The organism is Variovorax sp. Varisp85 (genome assembly GCF_047304045.1).
Taxonomy (GTDB): domain Bacteria; phylum Pseudomonadota; class Gammaproteobacteria; order Burkholderiales; family Burkholderiaceae_C; genus Variovorax.
Map to the genome: position 1 here is coordinate 83,194 of NZ_JBGLYN010000013.1, position 17,797 is coordinate 100,990.

Genomic DNA, 17,797 nt, shown 5'->3' on the forward strand with positions numbered 1-17,797 from the left:
TCAATATAATGGTTCTACCATTTATATTTAGGAAAAAAATGTCCTTGCAGAATCTCCCGACCGAGCAGGAACGAGCCATGCTGCGTGACTCCGTGCGCGGTTTTCTCGGCAGGCATTGGCCCGCCGCCGATGCGGTAACGGCAGCGGCCTCGCCTGAACGCGTACAAGAGACCTGGCACCAGCTCGCCAGCCAGGGACTGACCGCACTCGGCACCGACCCAGCTGAAAGCGGCCTGCAGGAGATCGTGGCCGTGATGGAAGAAATGGGCCGCGCCGCCTGCCCCATCCCGCTGCACCATGCCGCACTCCTGAACCTGGCTGGCCTGCGCACACCGGCGGGCGACGAGCCCTCGCTGATCGAGGCGATGCACATGGGCGACGCGCGCATCGTGCTGTCCTTTGGCGGCTTCGACGGCGACCGCAGCGCCGGCCAGGCAACGGCCGAGGGCGCGCACGTCAGCGGCAACCTGCATTTCCTCGAACTGGCCGACAGCGCCACGCATTTCGCAGTGCTGGTGCCGGGCCCGGCGCTGGCGCTCATCGACGCGGCAGCACCCGGCGTGACGCTGGCCCCCTCCCCCGCGATGGGCACGGTCGGGCTGCACCAGCTCACGCTCGCAAACGCCGCCGCGACTTGCATTGCGCTGCCCGCTGACGTGCTCGACGACTTGCTGTCGATGGCCCGCCTCATGGCCTGTGCGCGGGCCCATGGCGCAGCCGCTCGCGCCTTCGAAATGGCGGTGGACTACGCCAAGGAGCGCAAGCAGTTCGGTCAGGCCATCGGCAGCTTCCAGGCCATCCAGCACAAGCTGGCCAACAACCACATCGCGCTGCAAGGTGCCCAGCTCACGATCGCCAACGCGGCACGCCAGCACGACCTCGCCGCGGATACCTGGCGCGTTTTCTCGTCGGCCGCCGCGGCACTGGCCGGCGCCACGCTGCGCCAGGTCGCGCTCGAGACGCAGCACACCTTCGGCGCCATCGGCTACAGCGAGGAGCACGAGGCGCCGCGACATTTCAAGCAGGTCCACCTTGATGTGCTGCGCCATGGCGGCGCACGGCGCGCTCGCGAGGAACTCGCCGAGTACTTCCTCGGCAACCGACCGCAGCCGCTGCCGGCCTACGATCTCGGCCCGGTAGGCAACGCCTTTCGTGCGGAGGTGCGCGAATGGCTGAGAATCCACTGGCCGGCCGAGCGCAAGGCAGCACACGAGCGCCTACCATTCAAGCAGCGCGAGTACGACCGGGCATTCGCCCAAGCGTTGGGCCGCACCGGCTGGATCGGCCTTGGCTGGCCGCAGCGCTTCGGCGGTCAGGCGCGCAGTGCCCTGGAACAGTTGGCCTTCATCGAGGAAATGGAACGCGCTGAGGCACCGCGCGCAGGGGCGCCGGTGCAGTCAGCCATGCTGCAGGTACACGGCTCCTCCGCGCAGCAAGACCGCTACTTGCCCGAAATTCTGCGTGGTGAAGCCATTTACGGCATGGGCTACAGCGAGCCCGACTCGGGGTCAGACCTCGCCTCGATGCGAACACGGGCCGTGCGCGACGGCGACCACTACGTGATCAACGGCCAGAAGATATGGACCACCACGTACTGGGGCGACTACATGCTGCTGGCCACGCGCACCAACCCCGACGCCAGCCCGCCGCACGCCGGCCTGAGCCTGTTCATCGTGCCCATGGACACGCCTGGGATCTCAATCAAGACCTCGACCACCATGTACGGTGGCAGCTTCGCCAACGTGTTCTACGACGATGTGCGCGTGCCGGCCGACGCCATGGTGGGACCACTGAACGGCGGCTGGAAGGTGTTGGTGGGGGCACTCGCGACCGAGCGCGGCTTCATCGGAGGCGGCATCGTGATGAAGGTCGCGCACGCCTTCGAGCTACTGTGCGAATACATCCGCACCGCACAGATCGACGGCCGCCCCATGCGCTTGGATCCGCTTGTGCGCGATCGTATTGGCGACCTGGCTTCCCAGATCGAAGCGGGACGCCAGATGATGATGCACTGCGCGCAACGGGTCGATGCTGGCGAGACGCCACTGCACGATGCAGCCGCGAGCAAGGTGTATTCAGGCGAGCTGATGGAGCGCTTCGGCGAGGCCGCCCTCGACATTCTCGGCTTGGAAGGCGCACTGTCCGAGGGCAGCCCCGGCGCGATCCTGCAAGGCCGCATCGAGCAGAACCTGCGCCACGCGTTGATGTGGGTCATCAGCATCGGCACCAACGAGATCCAGCGCACGCTGATTGCACAGCGCGGGCTGGGCCTGCCGCGCTGAGGCGGTATGGAAGCAGAAGCGGGCCCGCAGTCAGCGGCTCGTCTTCTTCTCCTTCTTGTCCATGTCCTCAAGCAGCAGATTCAGTGCGTAGAGGTGCTTGGCCAGCGCCGCGCCAGCCTTGTCGGGCTCGCGCTCGCGCATCAGGCGCAACACCTTGCGCCGCACCGCCACCACGTTGCTCTGCGGCGCAGAATCGAGTCGGGCGATCAGTGTGCGCAGGATTTCCGACAGCGCGTCGATCAACATCACGATCACTTCATTGTGGGTGGCACGACCGATGAGGCGGTAGAACTCAGTAATCAGCGCACTGTCACGCACCGGTTTGCCCTGCTTCACCAGCTCGGCGAAACGGTCGGTGTCGGCCTCGATGGCCGCGAAATCGGCCTCGGTGCCGCGCTCGCAGGCCAAGCGGATCGCCAGTGCCGTCAACAGAATGCGCGCTTCTGTCAGGTCGGACACCGGCACCTGGCGCAATGCCACCATGTCGCGCACCGCCTGCGTGATGCCTTCGGGATGCGACTGCCGGATGTAGAAGCCGCCGTTGATGCCGGTCACCGCCTCCACCATCCCCGCCATCTCCAGGCTGCGTAACGCCTCACGCACACCGCTTCGGCTCACGCCGAACTGCTCAGAAAGCTCGCGTTCGGCGGGCAGACGATCTCCGGGCAGAAGCACGCCATCCGCCACCTGCTGGCGAATCTGATCGCACACCGCCTCGAAGGCGCGGCGCATGCGCACCGGTACAAAAACTGGGGGTGATTCCGACATGACGCCTGTCCTCCTCGAGATCGCAAACATGTATTGAAAGGGCCGGGTTCGGGGGCGCTAGTGTGCCTCGCCTCGGTGCGGATCCCATTGACCATTTCTTCTACATTGATTATGGTTGAACCAATGATATTTTAAAAGGAGACGCCTCAGCATGAATACCACCCGCCGCCAGACACTCGCCACCGGTCTCGGACTCCTAGGCGCCGTCGCCCTGCCCCGCGTCAGCCACGCCGACCCCGCCTATCCGAACAACGTGATCAAGTTCATCATTCCCACGCAGGCGGGCGGCGGGCACGACACGATGATGCGCCTCATCGGCAACAAGCTCACCGAGGCTTGGAAGCAGCCGAGCATTGTGGAATCGAAAGCTGGTGCCAGCGGCGCCATTGCCGCAGCAACTGTGGCCAGGGCCGTGCCGGACGGCTACACGCTGCTGGTCAACTACAGCGCGCTGCTAAGCAACCTCGTGCTGCAGCCCACACAGACCTACAAGCTGTCAGAGCTGGCACCGATCAGCATGCTGGCGCTGACGCCGATCGCCATCGGCGTGCGCGAATCGCTGGGCGTGAAGACGCTGCAGCAGTTCATTCAGCTGTGCAAGTCCAAGCCTGGCAAGATTTCCTACGGTTCGTACGGCCCCGGCTCGGGCGGCAACTTCGTGGGTGAACTGCTGAACTTGTCGGCCGGCATCGACACCGTGCACGTACCCTACAAGGGCGAAGCACCGGCGCTGCAGGACCTGATCGGTGGTCAGATCGACTCGGCCTGCGTATCGTTGGGTGGAGTGTCCCGATATCCCGGTAAGGTGCTCCCGCTGGCGGTAGCGAGCGCCACGCGCTTTCCGCTCTACCCTGACGTGCCGACTTTCGCCGAAGCCGGACTGCCCGGGGTCAACATGCCGGGCTGGGCCGCGTTGTTCGCGCCGGCCGCCACGCCGCGCCCGATCCTGGACAAGCTCACGGCCGAGATGGCACGCATCGTCAAGCTGCCCGACGTCGCACCCAAGCTGCTCGAACTGGGCTTCGAGCCCGCCGGCTGGGGCCCCGACCGGCTCACGACCTTCATGAACGAGCAACTGGCACTGACCAAGAAGCTGGTGGACACGGGCCGCATCAAGCTCTGAGTGCTCGGGGGGACACACGAACGGCGCCGCGTGTCGCTATGCTTCACGCCCGGCGCCGATGAACTCCCCCCAACTGAACAACAACACCCCATCCTCCGTCGGCGCTGCGGCCGGCGGTGCGCCACCCCCTTCCATCTGGCGTCCGCTGCGCCATCCGCCGTTTCGCGGACTCTGGGTGGCGGGCAGCCTCTTTTTCGTCGGCAACGCCATGCAGAACATGGCGGCCTCGTGGCTGATGATCGAGCTCACGGCCTCGCCCTTTCTTGCGGCGCTGGTGCAGACCGCATCGTTCCTGCCGATGTTCCTGCTGTCGCTGCCCGCCGGCGTGCTGGCCGACACCATCAACCGCCGCCAGCTGATGCTGCGCATCCAGGGCGTGTACGCGGTCGCGGCGTTGATGCTGGCGGCACTGTCGCTCGCGGGGCACATCGGCCCCGGCGTGCTGCTGCTCTTCATCTTCCTGCTGGGTGTATGCACCGCGCTGCAATCGCCCTCGTGGAACTCCGCCGTGAGCGACACGGTCGAGCGCAAGGATCTGCCTGGTGCCATCACGCTGGTGTCGATGGCCTTCAACGGCGCGCGCGCCGTTGGCCCGGCGCTGGCGGGATTGATCTTTGCATCGACCGGCGCCAGCGCGGTGTTCGTGCTGGCGGTGCTCACCGCGCTGGGCATGAGCTTCGCCACGATGCGTTGGCCGCCCCGCCCTCCCTCGCAAGGCAAGTTGCCGGCCGAACGGCTATGGGGCGGCATGCTCAGCGCCCTGCGCTATGCGCGCCATTCGCCCACGATCTTCGCCCAGCTCGTGCGCACCGTCGCCTACAGCGGGTTGGGTTCGGCGCTCTGGGCTTTGTTGCCGGTGATCGCACAGCAACGGCTCGGGCTCGGCGCGGCGGGTTACGGTCTGTTGATGGCCTGCCTGGGCAGCGGCGCGGTCGCGGCCGGCTTCTTCGTCGGGCGCCTCCGCTCACGGCTCGGACTCGACACTCTGGCGGCCGGCTGCTGCCTGCTGTTCAGCGGCGCAATGCTCGTCGGTGCGCTGTCGACCTGGCGGCCGCTGGTGTATGTGAGCTTCGTGATCGGTGGCGCCGCCTGGATGACGATGATGTCGACCTTCAACGCAGCCACCCAGACCAGCGCGCCGCCCTGGGTGCGCGCGCGGGCTGCATCGCTGCACACACTGTGCTCTCTTGGCTCCTTCGCGCTGGGGTCGGCACTCTGGGGTGCGATGTCGAGCCTGCTCAGCCTGCCAACGGCACTGTGCCTGGCGGCTGCGCTGCTCATCGCCAGCATCGGTCTGGCACGGCTCTACCCGCTGCGCATGGGTGCCGACGACGAGGTGACTTTGGCGACCACGCACGGCGAGGATGTGCGGGTGGTGGCGCAAGAGCCCGAGTTCGAGGCTGGCCCGGTCGCGGTCGAGGTGGTCTACCGAATTCGCACGGACGACGCCGGCCGCTTTCTCGAGGCGGTGCAGCGGCTGGCCGTGCCACGCCGACGTGATGGCGCGACCTTCTGGCGCATCTACCGCGACCTGGACGACCCGAGCCGCTATGTGGAGCGCTTCATCGTCACCTCCTGGGCCGACTACCTGCGCCAGCGCGCCCGCGCCACCGTGGCCAACCGCGAGCTCGAAGCCTAGGCACGGGCGTTTCAGATGCCGGACGAGCCGGTGATGACGCGGCACTACCTGGCCGAGCGCCTGAACTGAGGCGGCGGAGTCAATCCCCGACCCAGCGACACGCCTCTTCGGGCGCGGCACGGGCTGTGCGGAAGCCGTTGGCCGGATGCGACGCATCCTCGTAGCCGAAGGAAATACCGCAAACCACTTGACGGTCGACCGGAATGTCGAACCAGCGGCGCAGCAAAGTCGCACGCGAAGCGATGGCCGCTTGGGCAATGCTAGCCACGCCACGCGCACGGGCCGCGAGCATGAAGTTACCGACATAGGCACCGCAATCAAGCGCGCCATAGGTCCCGAGCGCAGCCTCAGTGGTGATCAATGCCACGTGGGGCGCACCGAAGAACTCGAAGTTCTTCTGCGCCTGCTGCGCCGAGGCCTCCCGGTCGCCGTGCGCGATGCCCACGCTCTCGTACAGCTGGAAACCGCAGGTGCGGCGCCGCTCGCGATAGACGCCGCGGTACTCGGCGGGCGGTGCGATGTCGAAACCGCTCTCGTGCCCTGCATGGGGCGCGGCCAGGGCCTGTCGCAACCGCTCGGTGGCGCCAGCGCTGGTCACGATCACCTGCCAGGGCTGCGAGTTGCACCACGAGGCGGTGCGCTGCGCCGCGCGCACGATGGCGTCGACAGTCGCGCGGGGGACGGGTGTTGGCAAGTAGCCACGACAACTGTAGCGGGCCTCGAGGATGGCGTCAAAGGCATCCGCCAGCGTGGTGTCCAAGGGAGAAGTGGCATTCATGTGGCAGCGCGAATCGGTTTCGAAGAGGTTGTGGAATCTCGTGATTATTTCATCTATGGTTGATCCATTTAAATGGTTATTACCGAACCCGCTTGGCATCAGGATCGTCGGTCGTTAGCATTGGTTCTACCAATATGGTCAACCAAAGTGGACACACCACCTGGCGCACCCCTACCGCTCACAAGGAAAACAGCCTCATGCTCTCGCGAGAAGACAACGAAACCCTGGTCCGCGTCGGCCCCGAAACACCGATGGGCCAACTGATGCGCCTCTACTGGATTCCTTTCCTGCCTTCGCGCGACCTCGAAACCGACGGCCAGCCGCAGCGCGTGCGGTTGCTCGGCGAGGAGATGCTGGCATTTCGCGACAGCGAAGGCCGCGTCGGCCTGATCGACCATGTCTGCCCGCACCGCGGCGCTCCGCTGGTGTTCGGCCGCAACGAGAACTGCGGCGTGCGCTGCATCTATCACGGCTGGAAGTTCGGTGTTGATGGCCAGGTGCAGGACACCCCGGCCGAGCCTGCGCAAAGCCGACTCAAGGAAACGGTACGGATCAAAAACTACCCTTGCCGCGAGCGCAACGGCATCGTCTGGACGTACATGGGGCCCGACCGCGACAACCTGCCGCCGCTGCCGAACCTCGAATGGAACCTGGTGCCCGAGGAGAACGTCTACGTGAGCTTCCGCGTGCAGGAATGCAACTGGCTGCAGGCTGTGGAAGGCGAGATCGACTCGGCGCACGCTCCAATCCTGCACGGGCGCATCGACCAGCAGGGCGCCATCAGTGACTGGACCGCCAAGAAGGACCTGCGCCCCACCTTCGAATGCAAGCGCCAGGACTACGGCATGAGCGTGGCTTCGAAGCGCGTGCTCGACGAGAACACCCACTACTGGCGCGTGAACCAGTTCCTGTTGCCGTTCTACACGCTGGTGCCGCCGCAGTCGCAGTACCCGGAACTCAGCGGCCACGCCTGGGTGCCGCTGGACGACAACCACACGCTGTGCATCATGTTCTCGTACCACCCAACGCAGAAGTTCTACGAGAAAACACGCAAGCTCTTCGACAACGGCCACGCAGGTCGGGAGACCGGCCATCCCAGCGTGAATGCCTACGCACCGCGGCCCGCCACCGAGCCCTACGCGAAGTACTGGACCAAGTTCAACCTGCAGAGCGCCTTCCTTTTCAACTACGACGCGCAAACCAAGACCTGGTTCTCGGGTCTGCCGGGCTTGTGGGTGCAGGATGCCGCCTGCCAGTCGGGTGTGGCGCCGATCTACGACCGCTCGAAAGAGCACCTGGGCATGAGCGACACAGGCATCGCGATGACACGCCGCCTGTTGCTGGAGACCGTGCGCAACCTGTCGGTGCGCCAGCAGCGACCGCCGCGCCTGGAAGACCCGGAGTTGCCGATGGTCCGCGCTGTCTCGCTGACGCTACCCGCTGGCGCGTCGTGGAGCGAGTCGGGACGTGAGCTCATGACCGCGCGACTGGGCGCCGACTTCGGCTACACGCCATGAGCCTGCACACGCCGCTGATCGACCTGCGCCTGCGGCAGATTCGACTCGAGGCGGAGGGGATCGCCTCCTACGAGTTCGTGTCGGCCGATGGCACCGCGCTGCCGACCTTCGGCGCGGGCGCGCACATCGACCTGCATCTGCCGCGCGAGATGGTGCGCAGCTATTCGCTCGTCAACGCTCCGTCGGACGCACAGCGCTACTTGGTCGCGGTGCAACGGGACAGTGAAGGCCGCGGCGGCTCGGCGTGGATGCATGCCGCGCCGCGCGTGGGTGACCTGCTTCGCGCCAGCCCGCCCGGCAACGACTTTCCGCTGGCGGAAGATGCGTCTGGCACCTCGGTATTCATTGCAGGCGGCATTGGCATCACGCCGGTGCTGTCGATGCTGCGCCGGCTCGATACGCTGGGGAAGCACTGGCGCCTGCACTACGCGGGTCGTTCGCCTCGCGAGACCGCCTATGTCGAGGAACTGCGTGACATGGCACGACGCAGTGACGGTCGCGGCGAGGTCGAGTTTTGCTTCGGCTCTGAACGCGCCGCTCGCCTGGACATCGCAGCCATTGCTCGGGGCACGCCGCCCGACGCCCACATCTACTGCTGTGGACCGGCGCGCATGATCGACGCCTTCGTGGCGGCTTGCGGCGCGCGTGCGCCTCACACGGTGCATTTTGAACGTTTCGGCGCCAGCAGCGCCGCGGCCACCGACGGCGGCTACGAGGTCGTTCTCCAGCGCAGTGGTCAGCGCCTGAGCGTGGCGCCGGGCAAGACCATCCTCGACACCCTGCTGGACCACGCTGTCGACGTGCCCTATGCCTGCAGTGCCGGCGTGTGCGGCACCTGCCGCACGCAAGTATTGGCTGGCGAGCCCGACCACCGAGACGACTACCTGAGCGCCGAAGAAAAGCAGTCGAACTGCGCCGTGATGATCTGCTGTTCGGGCTCGCGTTCGCAGACGCTGGTCCTCGACCTTTGACACACAAGGACGTGACCATGGCCCTTCACCGCGAGTCCTCCGGCATCGACACGCCAGACGGCGCTGGCCATGGCGTGATCGGCGGCATCCTCGCCTACTTGCGCGATCGTCGACTGCAACCTGGCGATCGTCTGCCCTCGGAGCGCGACCTTGCCGAGCGACTGGGCGTCGGGCGCAACGGTGTGCGCGAGGCGCTGGCCACGCTGGTCGCCTTGCGCATGGTCGAGTCGCGGCCCAACTCCGGCATCTACCTGCGCCACGTCGAACGCGAAAGCAGCTTCGAGGCACTGGTGATGCTGACCGACATGGGCGCTACGCCCACCCCCACTGAAGTCGCCGAGACGATGGAGGTACGCGCGCACCTCGAGGTGCTCGCCGCCGGATTGGCTTGCCAGCGCCGTACCGAGGCCGACCTGGCGCGCATGGACACCGTGCTGCACCGCACCGAGCAGACGCTGGCCCAGGGCGGCAACATCGCCACCAGCGACACCGACTTTCACATCGCACTCGTCGATGCCACCCACAACTCGGTGCTGGTACGCGTGCTCAACGCCTTCTACCGTTTTACTGATCGCCGCCGCCAGGCGATGTTCGAAGACATGACCCAGGGCGCGGCCTCGCTGGCCGACCACCGCCGATTGCTGACGCTCGTGCGCGACCGCGACGCCGCCGAGGCGCGGCAGTTGATCCTGCGTCACATGGATCGCGCGCGCAGCTACTGGTCAACCGTGCTCGGCGATTCGGTGCCCCCCTCATTCGAAACCCAAGGAGACCCCCGATGAACACCCGCCTCCCTCGCCGGCGTGCGCTGCTGCATGCCGCCTGTTTCTCGCTCGCTGCCCTGCCCGCACTTTGCGTGCTACCCGCTTTCGCGCAGGGCTATCCCAACAAACCGATCCGCGTGATCGTGCCTTACGCGGCCGGCGGCAGCAACGACCAGCTCGCGCGCGCCATCCAGCAGTCGATGAGCGACACGCTCGGCCAACCGGTGATCGTGGAGAACAAGCCCGGTGCGGGCGGCACTATCGGTGTGGACTACGTCGCAAAGTCGGCACCCGACGGCTACACGCTCGTGTTCGGCAACACCGGGCCCAACGCGGTGGTGGCGCTGATGCGCAAAGTGCCCTACGACCAGGCGAAAGACCTACGCGCGATCTCCACCGTGGCGATCACTCCGATGATCCTGGCCGTTCCGGCCGACAGCCCGGCCCGCACGATGAAGGAATTCCTCGCCTATGCGAAGCAGAACAGCGGCACGCTGAACATCGGGTCGGTCGGCAACGGCTCGCTGTCGCACCTTACGGCCGAGTATTTCAACGACACCGCCGGCCTGCGGTTGCAACACATCCCCTACAACGGCGGCGCTCCGATGATGACTGCCTTCGCAGGCGGGCAGCTCCACGCCGCATTCGTCACCGGCCTCGATGGGGCCACGCTCGTTCATTCAGGCAAGGTGCGCTACCTCGCGGTGGGCACCCCCCGCCCCACCGACACCGTGCCCGGCCTACCCGCCATCGCGGCCGATGTGCCGGGCTTTCGCAGCTCGGCTTGGTTTGGCGTGCTCGCGCCCAAGGCCACGCCCGACGACGTGGTGGCCCGGCTCCAGAAGGCGGTCGAGACCGCCGTGGCGCGCCCCGAGGTACGAAGGATGTTCGCCGACCGCAACGTCGAGGCGCGCAGTAGCACTCCGGAAGAACTCGACAAGCTCATTCGCGACGAAACGGCTCAATGGGGGCCCGTCGTACGCAAAGCCAACATCCAGATGTAAGTCAGACCCGGACATCACCTTCATGCTCGATACCCTCTCTCAGGATTTTCCCGAACACACGCCCCGCCCTGCTGGCGCGCCCCAGGCGCTGGACGGCATTCGCGTGGTGGACTTCACTCACTTCATCGCTGGCCCCTTCGCTACCATGATGCTTGCTGACATGGGCGCGAACGTCATCAAGATCGAGGCGCCGGGCCGCGGCGACGACTTCCGCCAGTACCCGCCGGTGCATCCCGACCTCGGCCAGGGCGCGCCCTTCCTCTGGTCGAACCGAAACAAGCGCAGTGTGGCGCTCGACCTGAAAACACCCGAAGGGCTCGAGGTGGCGCGTGCGCTGATCGCCACGGCCGACGTGGTGGTCGAGAACTTCTCTACTGGCGTGATGGAACGCTTTGGGCTCGACTACGAAAGCTGCCGACGCGCCAACCCCGAGGTGATCTATTGCTCGGTGTCGGCCTACGGCCGCGAGGGCCCGTTCGCCGACCGCCTGGGCTTCGACCCCATCGCCCAGGCCGAAAGCGGTTTCGTGTCAATGAACGGCTATGCCGATCGCCAGGGCGTGCGTGCGCTCTCGCCGGTGATGGACATCAGCACAGCAATGATGGCCGCCAACGCGATCCTCGGTGCACTGGTGGCGCGCGAGCGCACCGGGCACGGCCAGTCGATGGAGGTGGCGCTGTTCGACAACGCAGTGCTGATGACGGGCTACGCAGCACTGCAGCACGTGTTCTCCGGCGCCGAACCGCAGCGCCACGGCAATACAAGCCCTGACACCTGCCCGTCGGGCGTGTTCGAAGCTCAGGATGGTTCGTTCTACATCAACTGCGGCAACAACAAGATCTTCCAACGGTTGATGGCCCAGGTGATCGAGCGGCCCGAACTCGCGGACGACCCGACCTACGCCACGGGTCGCGACCGCTCGGCGCGCCGCGACGAACTGTTCGCGCTGCTGGGCGAAGCCTTCGTGAAGCAGCCTCGCGCGTACTGGCAGGCCCGCATGCGCGCAGCCGGCGTGCCTTGCGGCGAGGTTCGTACGGTGGGCGAGGCGATCCGCTCGCCCGAAGCGCGTGCACGCGGGCTCGTCACGCGCATTCCGCATCCTGCGGTCGGCTGGGTGCCAAACATGGCGCTGCCAATCCGCTACTCGCACACGCCGATAGCCGACCCAGTCGCGGCCCCCACTGTTGGCCAGCATACACAGGAGGTGTTGCGCGAGACGCTGGGCTACGGCGACGCACGTCTGGCCGCACTTGCCGAGGCCGGTGCCTTCGGCGCGCCCTCGGCGAGTGCCGCAACAACCGGCGCGCTGGCGTGAAGCCCGCATGGGGCCCGGCATGAATCGCGAACGACGTTCCTTGCGCGGCCGCGTCGCCGTGGCCGGCATCGGCGAGACCACCTACCACCGCCACGGCCGCTCGCCCGACGCTGAGTTCAAGCTCGCACTGCAGGCAATCCTGGCCGCGTGTCGCGATGCTGGCATCAACCCGCGTGAGATCGACGGCTTTGCTTCCTATAGCGACGACCGCAGCGACGCCTCGCGGCTGGCCGCCGCGCTCGGCCTGCCACGCCTGCGCAGCGCCACCATGCAATGGGGTGGAGGCGGTGGTGGCTGCTGCGCAGCCGTGGCCAACGGTGCGGCAGCCATCGCAACGGGTCAGGCCGACTGCGTCGTGGTGTTCCGCGCTCTTGCTCAAGGTCAGCACGGACGCTTCGGCCAGGTTTCGGGCATCGACACCATCTCGGGCGAGAAGGCCTACCTGATGCCCTACGGTGTGCTGTCGCCGCCGCAGCGCTTCGCCATGCGCGTACGCCGCTTCATGCACGAGCACGGCGTGCGGCAGGAGGCGCTGCGCTCCATCGCACTGGCCTCATACCATCATGCGCAGGCCAATCCACGCGCCGTGATGCACGGCAAGCCATTGGATGCCCAGATCTACGACGACTCGCGCTGGATCACCGAGCCGTTCCATCTGTACGACTGCTGCATGGAAAACGACGGTGCGGCAGCAGTGGTGCTCGTGTCAGCCGAACGTGCGAAAGACCTCCTACAGAAGCCCGCCTATCTGCTCGGCGCCGCCTGCGGCTCGGGCTACCGCACCGGAGCCATCCCGCATGCTTCGCCGGCCTACGGCAGCGCGAGCTTCGGCACCGTAGCACCCGACCTCTACGCCATGGCCGGCGTCGGCCCGAGTGATGTGGGCGTGGTGCAGAGCTACGAGAACTTCACGGGCGGCGTGGTGATGGCGCTGGCCGAACACGGCTTCTTCAAGCCGAAGGAAGCCAACGACTTCCTGACCCTCGACAACCTGATCGCCCCTTCGGGGCGACTGCCGCTCAACACCAGCGGCGGCAATCTGGCGGAGTGCTACATGCACGGATTCGAACTCGTGCTGGAAGCTGTGCGCCAGGTGCGCGGCACCTCGACCAGCCAGGCGGCGCGCAGCGACGTGGCGCTGGTGATTGGCGGCCCCATGGTCACGCCGGTAAGCAACTTGCTGCTGGGCTCGGAGGCCGTGCTGTGAATGCGACCACCATGCCACGCTACCTGCCGCCCGGCCTACCGGTGCCCGTACCCGAGCCTGACGGCCTCTCCGCGCCGTACTGGAACGGCTTGAGCAAAGGTCGTCTGCTCGTGCAACGCTGTACACACTGCGGCACTTGGCAGTTCGGCCCCGAGTGGTTGTGCCATCGCTGCCATGCCTTCGATCCGGCCTGGGAAACCGTCGCACCGCGCGGGCGCATCTACAGTTGGGAGCGCGTGTGGCATCCCGCGCACACTGCGCTAAAGAACCACGGCCCCTACCTCGTGGTGCTGGTCGAACTACCGGAAGCCGGCCATGTCCGTATGGTCGGCAACCTGCTAGGCGACCCGATGCAGGCGGTAGAAATCGGCGATACGGTCGAGGGCGTGTTCGAGCACCATCCCTATGGGCAGCCGCCTTTCTCGCTACTGCAGTGGCGCCGTGCCTGAAACCGCAAAGCCCTCCTCCGAGGCTCCATCGATGTACTGCGACCTGCTGGTCGTTGGTGCGGGTGCGGGCGGCATGACGGCCGCACTGGCTGCCGCGCTGCGCGGCCTCGACGTGGTGCTGTGCGAAGCGAGCGACCAGGTGGGCGGCACCACTGCCACATCCGCCGGCACGCTCTGGGTCCCCGGCAACCGGCACGGCGTGCAGGCCGGCTGCGGTGACACGGTAGACGCCGCACGCCACTACCTTGATGCGGTCCTGGGCGAGGCCGACCCACGCGGGCTGCGACGCGCCTATCTGGAGAGCGCGAACACGGCCATCGACTTCCTCGAAAGCCGCTCAGAGGTGAAGTTCGCCAGTGCGCTACGCCATCCCGATTACCTCGAATACCCCGGGGCCGCACTGGCCGGCCGCGCCCTGTCCCCGCTGCCTTTCGACGGTCGCAGGCTCGGTCGCGACTTCGCGCGCATCCGTGCGCCCATGCAGGAGTTCATGGTGTTGGGCGGAATGATGGCCAACAAGGCCGACGTGCAGGCGCTGGTGGGGCGCTGGCGCTCCTGGCGCAATTTCGCGCACGTGGTGCGACTTGTGGCTCGCCATGCGCGTGATCGTCTGCGGTATGCGCGCGGCACGCGGCTGGTCATGGGCAATGCGCTCGTGGCGCGCCTGTTTTTCAGCCTGTCCCAGGTCGGTGTCGCCATGCACTTCCAAACGCGATTACAGCAGTTGGACACCCGCGACGGCCGCGTCGTCGGCGCGGTATTCAATCAGGACAACCGCACGTTGCGGATCGCCGCGCGCGCCGGCGTAGTACTGGCTACCGGCGGGGTCGGCCATCACGCCGGGCTGCGTGCAATGCTCGCACCGGCCGGTGTGCCACCCGAGACCCTGCATGCGCAAGCCTTCGAGGGCAACCGCGGCGACGGCATCGAGATCGCCACCAGTATCGGCGCTCGGCTCGACCGACACCCGCGCGACTTTTTCTGGCAGCCCGTGTCGCGGGTGCCGCGCCCAGGTGGCCATGGGCTGTTTCCCCACCTGTACCTCGATCGCGCGAAGCCGGGACTGATCGCGGTCGACGGACGAGGCGCCCGTTTCGTCAATGAGGGCGCCTCGTACCACCACTTCGTGGAAGCCATGCTTGAGCGAGGCGCCACCCCCGCCTATCTCGTGTGCGACGCTGCCTTCGTGCAGACCTATGGGCTGGGCGCCATTGCCCCCGGAACGCGCGACTTGCGGCCCTACGAAGCCAGTGGCTACCTGGTGCTTGCGCCCACGCTCGATGTACTGGCCGCCAAGCTCGGCATGGAGGCTGGCGCGCTCATCGCCAGCGTCGAGAAGAACAACCGCCATGCGCAGGCCGGAGCCGACCCGGAGTTCGGCAAGGGCACAACCGAGTTGAGCCGCTTCAACGGCGATGCGGCACACGCGCCCAACCCCTGCCTCGGTCCCATCGCTTGCCCCCCGTTCTGCGCGATGCACCTGTGGCCAGGTGAAGCGGCTTCGAGCACCGGCCTCGCGACCGATGCCGACGGTGCAGTGCTCGACACGGCGGAGCACCCGATCCCGGGCCTCTACGCCTGCGGCAACGACATGGCCTCGCCGCTGCGCGGTAGCTACCCCGGACCCGGCATCACGATCGGACCCGCGATGGTGTTCGGCTGTCGCATCGCGCTGCACGCGGAGGCAACAACCGCCTCCCTTTCTCTTTCCTCTACTCACGCATCTTCCCTTCCGACATGAACATGCCCGACAACAACGCCCCCTCCTCCGCCGTCAATCGCCCTCCCCCTCTAGGCCCACTGGCAGGTCTCAAGGTGGTGGAATTCGCCGGCATTGGCCCCGGCCCCTTCGCCTGCATGCTGCTGTCCGACATGGGAGCCGATGTGGTCACGGTGGACCGCCCGGGCCGCCGCTTCGGCGACCGTGCCGACATCACCGGGCGCGGTCGCCGCGTGGTGCTGGCCGATCTCAAGAACCCCGACGCGCGTGACGAGGTGCTGCGGCTGCTGGAAAGCGCTGATGCGCTCGTCGAAGGTTTCCGCCCAGGCGTAATGGAGCGGCTGGGTCTGGGCCCCGACGATGTGGCGTCGCGCAACCCCCGGCTGGTTTACGGCCGCATGACGGGTTGGGGTCAGCACGGCCCGCTCGCGCAGGCAGCCGGTCACGACATCAACTACATCGCGCTCACCGGCGCCCTGCACGCCATCGGCACCGTCGGCGGCGCGCCCGTGCCGCCGCTCAATCTCGTCGGCGACTACGGCGGCGGCAGCCTGTACCTGGTCGTCGGACTACTCGCGGCCCTACACGAGGCGCAGCGCTCAGGACGCGGGCAGGTGGTCGATGCCGCCATCACCGACGGCGTCAACTCGCTCATGAGCCTGTTTCGCACCAGCGCCATGCGCGGCCACTTCGCCGAGACGCGCGGCACCAACGTGCTCGACGGCGGCGCGCCCTACTACGGCACCTACGAGACCGCCGATGGAAAGTACGTAAGCATCGGCCCAATCGAGCCGCAGTTCTTCGCACTGCTGTGCGAACAACTCGGCGTGGCCGCGCCGCTGCGGGACGCACAGAACGACCGCGCACGCTGGCCTGCACTGCGCGCCGAATTCGAGCACCTGTTTCGCACACGCAGTCGCGACGCCTGGACTGCACTGTTCGAGGACAGCGACGCCTGCTTCGCACCAGTGCTGGCGTTGAGCGAAGTAGCGATGCACCCGCACCAGGTCGCGCGCGAGGCCTTCGTCGATATCGACGGCACACGCCACCCGGCGCCCGCGCCGCGCTTCTCGCGCACACCGTCGGCAATCCAAGGGCCGGCAGCTGCTGAGGCATGGGCAATCGGGAGTGTGGCCGCCGACTGGGCAACCCGTTCGGCGGGATAGCTTTTTCGGCCTTCGTACCAGCTCCAGTAAAGTTGGCCATTGTCCCAACACCGAAGCATGGCCGGCCACTCACATACTTCTCGTTCAACGACGGCCTGAGTTCGCTTGGTGTTTTCAGACAGGTATCGGGAAGACGAGCTGATGCTTGGATCGCATCCAGGCCACAAAAAGAACGTTAGGCTCTTCGGCGACAAGACAGAAACCTAGAGAGAAAGACATGCACGCGGACACACCAGAGGATGAAGAGCCAGCCCCCCGCCCCCTCGGTCCGTGGGAGAGGCAATATCCATCTGGCGCACTGAAGGATGTATGGACTTCTCCCCCTCCAAAGAATCGGCATCGCCCTGGCACCTTGGAGGCTGCATGGAATCGCAGCACTGCCCCTGAACTCCAGGTCGACCAGCAAGTACATCGTCAAGTAGTTCGGCTGGACATCGGGGTCGGAGTGCGGAAGGTCACTCTGGGCGCTCACGCCCTTCCCTCAGCAACTCCCGTTCCCTCGCCATCTCCCACGCCCTCAGCTAAGGACAGGAAAAAGGCGGGTCAACAAAAGGGGGGAGAGGTAACCGGCGGGAGGTCGATACCCATCAAAGACCATGCCACCCAGCTCCTAGAAGAGGCTGGCACGGCCGGCAAGTCTTGGAACAAGCCACACGAGGCATTCGAACTGATCGAGAAGCCCCTCAGGCAATTTCTTGACGACAACAAGGACAAGAGCTTCGGCATCGGAAACGGGCCGGCACTCAACAGAGCAATGAAGCGGTGGATTAAGGGGGAGCACGCTCCCCTCAAGAAAGTGTACGAACGCTATCTCCGCAAGACTGGATGATCGAATGCTTGCGCGGGCGGCCCAGCCCGGATGGCGCAGGCGGCATCACCCCCTTCCCAAAGCTCTTGCCATCCTCCTGTGAGATCCAGAAGTCAGCCTTGGTGATGTAGCTCACAACGTCGTTCATCAAGATGGCGCGCTTCGCCGCGTCATAGTGCAGGATCTTCCCAACACCGCGACGCCGATAGGTAAGCGCGCGGTGATCCCGTCTTGACGTCGGTCCTTCGATCAGCGCACTTCGATTGGCTGCCAGCGATGCGGCAGC

The 17,797-nt window shown here is 66.3% G+C and carries 15 protein-coding genes; 12 read left to right on the plus strand and 3 right to left on the minus strand.

Annotated elements, in window-relative coordinates; all coding sequences use genetic code 11:
• The first annotated feature begins 77 nt into the window (after positions 1-77).
• Complete coding sequence (locus tag ACCC97_RS07910) at positions 78-2,282, plus strand: acyl-CoA dehydrogenase family protein (protein WP_413332188.1); 2,205 nt, start codon at positions 78-80, stop codon at positions 2,280-2,282.
• Positions 2,283-2,312: 30 nt separating this feature from the next.
• On the opposite strand, the gene ACCC97_RS07915 is transcribed toward ACCC97_RS07910, so the two are convergent.
• Positions 2,313-3,050, minus strand: coding sequence for a FadR/GntR family transcriptional regulator (locus ACCC97_RS07915; RefSeq protein ID WP_413332190.1), 738 nt, complete (start codon positions 3,048-3,050; stop codon positions 2,313-2,315).
• Positions 3,051-3,201: 151 nt separating this feature from the next.
• On the opposite strand from ACCC97_RS07915, the gene ACCC97_RS07920 reads away from it, so the two are divergent.
• A complete protein-coding gene (locus ACCC97_RS07920) occupies positions 3,202-4,173 on the plus strand; it encodes a Bug family tripartite tricarboxylate transporter substrate binding protein (protein ID WP_413332192.1) in 972 nt (323 codons plus the stop codon).
• Between the two features lie 58 nt (positions 4,174-4,231).
• The gene (locus ACCC97_RS07925; RefSeq protein WP_413332194.1) at positions 4,232-5,812 is read left to right on the plus strand and encodes an MFS transporter; all 1,581 of its coding nucleotides are present in this window, start codon (positions 4,232-4,234) and stop codon (positions 5,810-5,812) included.
• A gap of 79 nt (positions 5,813-5,891) precedes the next feature.
• Here the strand turns inward: ACCC97_RS07925 and ACCC97_RS07930 are convergent, their stop codons facing one another.
• Positions 5,892-6,590 (minus strand): nitroreductase, encoded by a 699-nt coding sequence (locus tag ACCC97_RS07930; protein ID WP_413332196.1) that lies wholly within the window; start codon positions 6,588-6,590, stop codon positions 5,892-5,894.
• Positions 6,591-6,787: 197 nt separating this feature from the next.
• On the opposite strand from ACCC97_RS07930, the gene ACCC97_RS07935 reads away from it, so the two are divergent.
• The 9 genes from ACCC97_RS07935 to ACCC97_RS07975 are packed head-to-tail and all read left to right on the plus strand — an operon-like array spanning position 6,788 to position 16,703.
• On the plus strand, positions 6,788-8,107 hold the full coding sequence (locus ACCC97_RS07935) for a Rieske 2Fe-2S domain-containing protein (protein ID WP_413332198.1): 1,320 nt from the start codon (positions 6,788-6,790) through the stop codon (positions 8,105-8,107).
• Positions 8,104-9,078, plus strand: a complete 975-nt coding sequence (locus tag ACCC97_RS07940; RefSeq protein ID WP_413332200.1) for a PDR/VanB family oxidoreductase — start codon at positions 8,104-8,106, stop codon at positions 9,076-9,078. The genes ACCC97_RS07935 and ACCC97_RS07940 overlap by 4 nt, the downstream gene beginning before the upstream one ends.
• Before the next feature lie 17 nt (positions 9,079-9,095).
• Positions 9,096-9,860 (plus strand): FadR/GntR family transcriptional regulator, encoded by a 765-nt coding sequence (locus ACCC97_RS07945; protein WP_413332201.1) that lies wholly within the window; start codon positions 9,096-9,098, stop codon positions 9,858-9,860.
• Complete coding sequence (locus ACCC97_RS07950; protein WP_413332202.1) at positions 9,857-10,846, plus strand: Bug family tripartite tricarboxylate transporter substrate binding protein; 990 nt, start codon at positions 9,857-9,859, stop codon at positions 10,844-10,846. The genes ACCC97_RS07945 and ACCC97_RS07950 overlap by 4 nt, the downstream gene beginning before the upstream one ends.
• Before the next feature lie 22 nt (positions 10,847-10,868).
• On the plus strand, positions 10,869-12,161 hold the full coding sequence (locus ACCC97_RS07955; RefSeq protein ID WP_413332204.1) for a CaiB/BaiF CoA transferase family protein: 1,293 nt from the start codon (positions 10,869-10,871) through the stop codon (positions 12,159-12,161).
• 19 nt (positions 12,162-12,180) lie between these two features.
• Positions 12,181-13,368, plus strand: a complete 1,188-nt coding sequence (locus ACCC97_RS07960; RefSeq protein WP_413332206.1) for a thiolase C-terminal domain-containing protein — start codon at positions 12,181-12,183, stop codon at positions 13,366-13,368.
• An 11-nt stretch (positions 13,369-13,379) separates the two neighbouring features.
• Positions 13,380-13,817 (plus strand): Zn-ribbon domain-containing OB-fold protein, encoded by a 438-nt coding sequence (locus ACCC97_RS07965; protein WP_413332208.1) that lies wholly within the window; start codon positions 13,380-13,382, stop codon positions 13,815-13,817.
• On the plus strand, positions 13,810-15,558 hold the full coding sequence (locus tag ACCC97_RS07970; protein ID WP_413332209.1) for an FAD-dependent oxidoreductase: 1,749 nt from the start codon (positions 13,810-13,812) through the stop codon (positions 15,556-15,558). The genes ACCC97_RS07965 and ACCC97_RS07970 overlap by 8 nt, the downstream gene beginning before the upstream one ends.
• A 2-nt stretch (positions 15,559-15,560) precedes the next feature.
• Positions 15,561-16,703, plus strand: coding sequence for a CaiB/BaiF CoA transferase family protein (locus ACCC97_RS07975; protein WP_413332215.1), 1,143 nt, complete (start codon positions 15,561-15,563; stop codon positions 16,701-16,703).
• A gap of 788 nt (positions 16,704-17,491) precedes the next feature.
• Here ACCC97_RS07975 and ACCC97_RS07980 read toward each other — a convergent pair.
• The coding region (locus ACCC97_RS07980) for a hypothetical protein (RefSeq protein WP_413332211.1) at positions 17,492-17,797 on the minus strand (306 nt) is incomplete at its 5' end.

Bases quoted from the DNA above. Each gene is read 5' to 3' on its own strand.
- ACCC97_RS07965 (WP_413332208.1), top strand. From the start codon at position 13,380: ATGCCACGCTACCTGCCGCCCGGCCTACCGGTGCCCGTACCCGAGCCT.
- ACCC97_RS07910 (WP_413332188.1), top strand. From the start codon at position 78: ATGCTGCGTGACTCCGTGCGCGGTTTTCTCGGCAGGCATTGGCCCGCC.
- ACCC97_RS07925 (WP_413332194.1), top strand. From the start codon at position 4,232: ATGAACTCCCCCCAACTGAACAACAACACCCCATCCTCCGTCGGCGCT.
- ACCC97_RS07920 (WP_413332192.1), top strand. From the start codon at position 3,202: ATGAATACCACCCGCCGCCAGACACTCGCCACCGGTCTCGGACTCCTA.
- ACCC97_RS07945 (WP_413332201.1), top strand. From the start codon at position 9,096: ATGGCCCTTCACCGCGAGTCCTCCGGCATCGACACGCCAGACGGCGCT.
- ACCC97_RS07930 (WP_413332196.1), bottom strand. From the start codon at position 6,590: ATGAATGCCACTTCTCCCTTGGACACCACGCTGGCGGATGCCTTTGAC.
- ACCC97_RS07935 (WP_413332198.1), top strand. From the start codon at position 6,788: ATGCTCTCGCGAGAAGACAACGAAACCCTGGTCCGCGTCGGCCCCGAA.
- ACCC97_RS07960 (WP_413332206.1), top strand. From the start codon at position 12,181: ATGAATCGCGAACGACGTTCCTTGCGCGGCCGCGTCGCCGTGGCCGGC.
- ACCC97_RS07955 (WP_413332204.1), top strand. From the start codon at position 10,869: ATGCTCGATACCCTCTCTCAGGATTTTCCCGAACACACGCCCCGCCCT.
- ACCC97_RS07915 (WP_413332190.1), bottom strand. From the start codon at position 3,050: ATGTCGGAATCACCCCCAGTTTTTGTACCGGTGCGCATGCGCCGCGCC.
- ACCC97_RS07975 (WP_413332215.1), top strand. From the start codon at position 15,561: ATGCCCGACAACAACGCCCCCTCCTCCGCCGTCAATCGCCCTCCCCCT.
- ACCC97_RS07940 (WP_413332200.1), top strand. From the start codon at position 8,104: ATGAGCCTGCACACGCCGCTGATCGACCTGCGCCTGCGGCAGATTCGA.
- ACCC97_RS07950 (WP_413332202.1), top strand. From the start codon at position 9,857: ATGAACACCCGCCTCCCTCGCCGGCGTGCGCTGCTGCATGCCGCCTGT.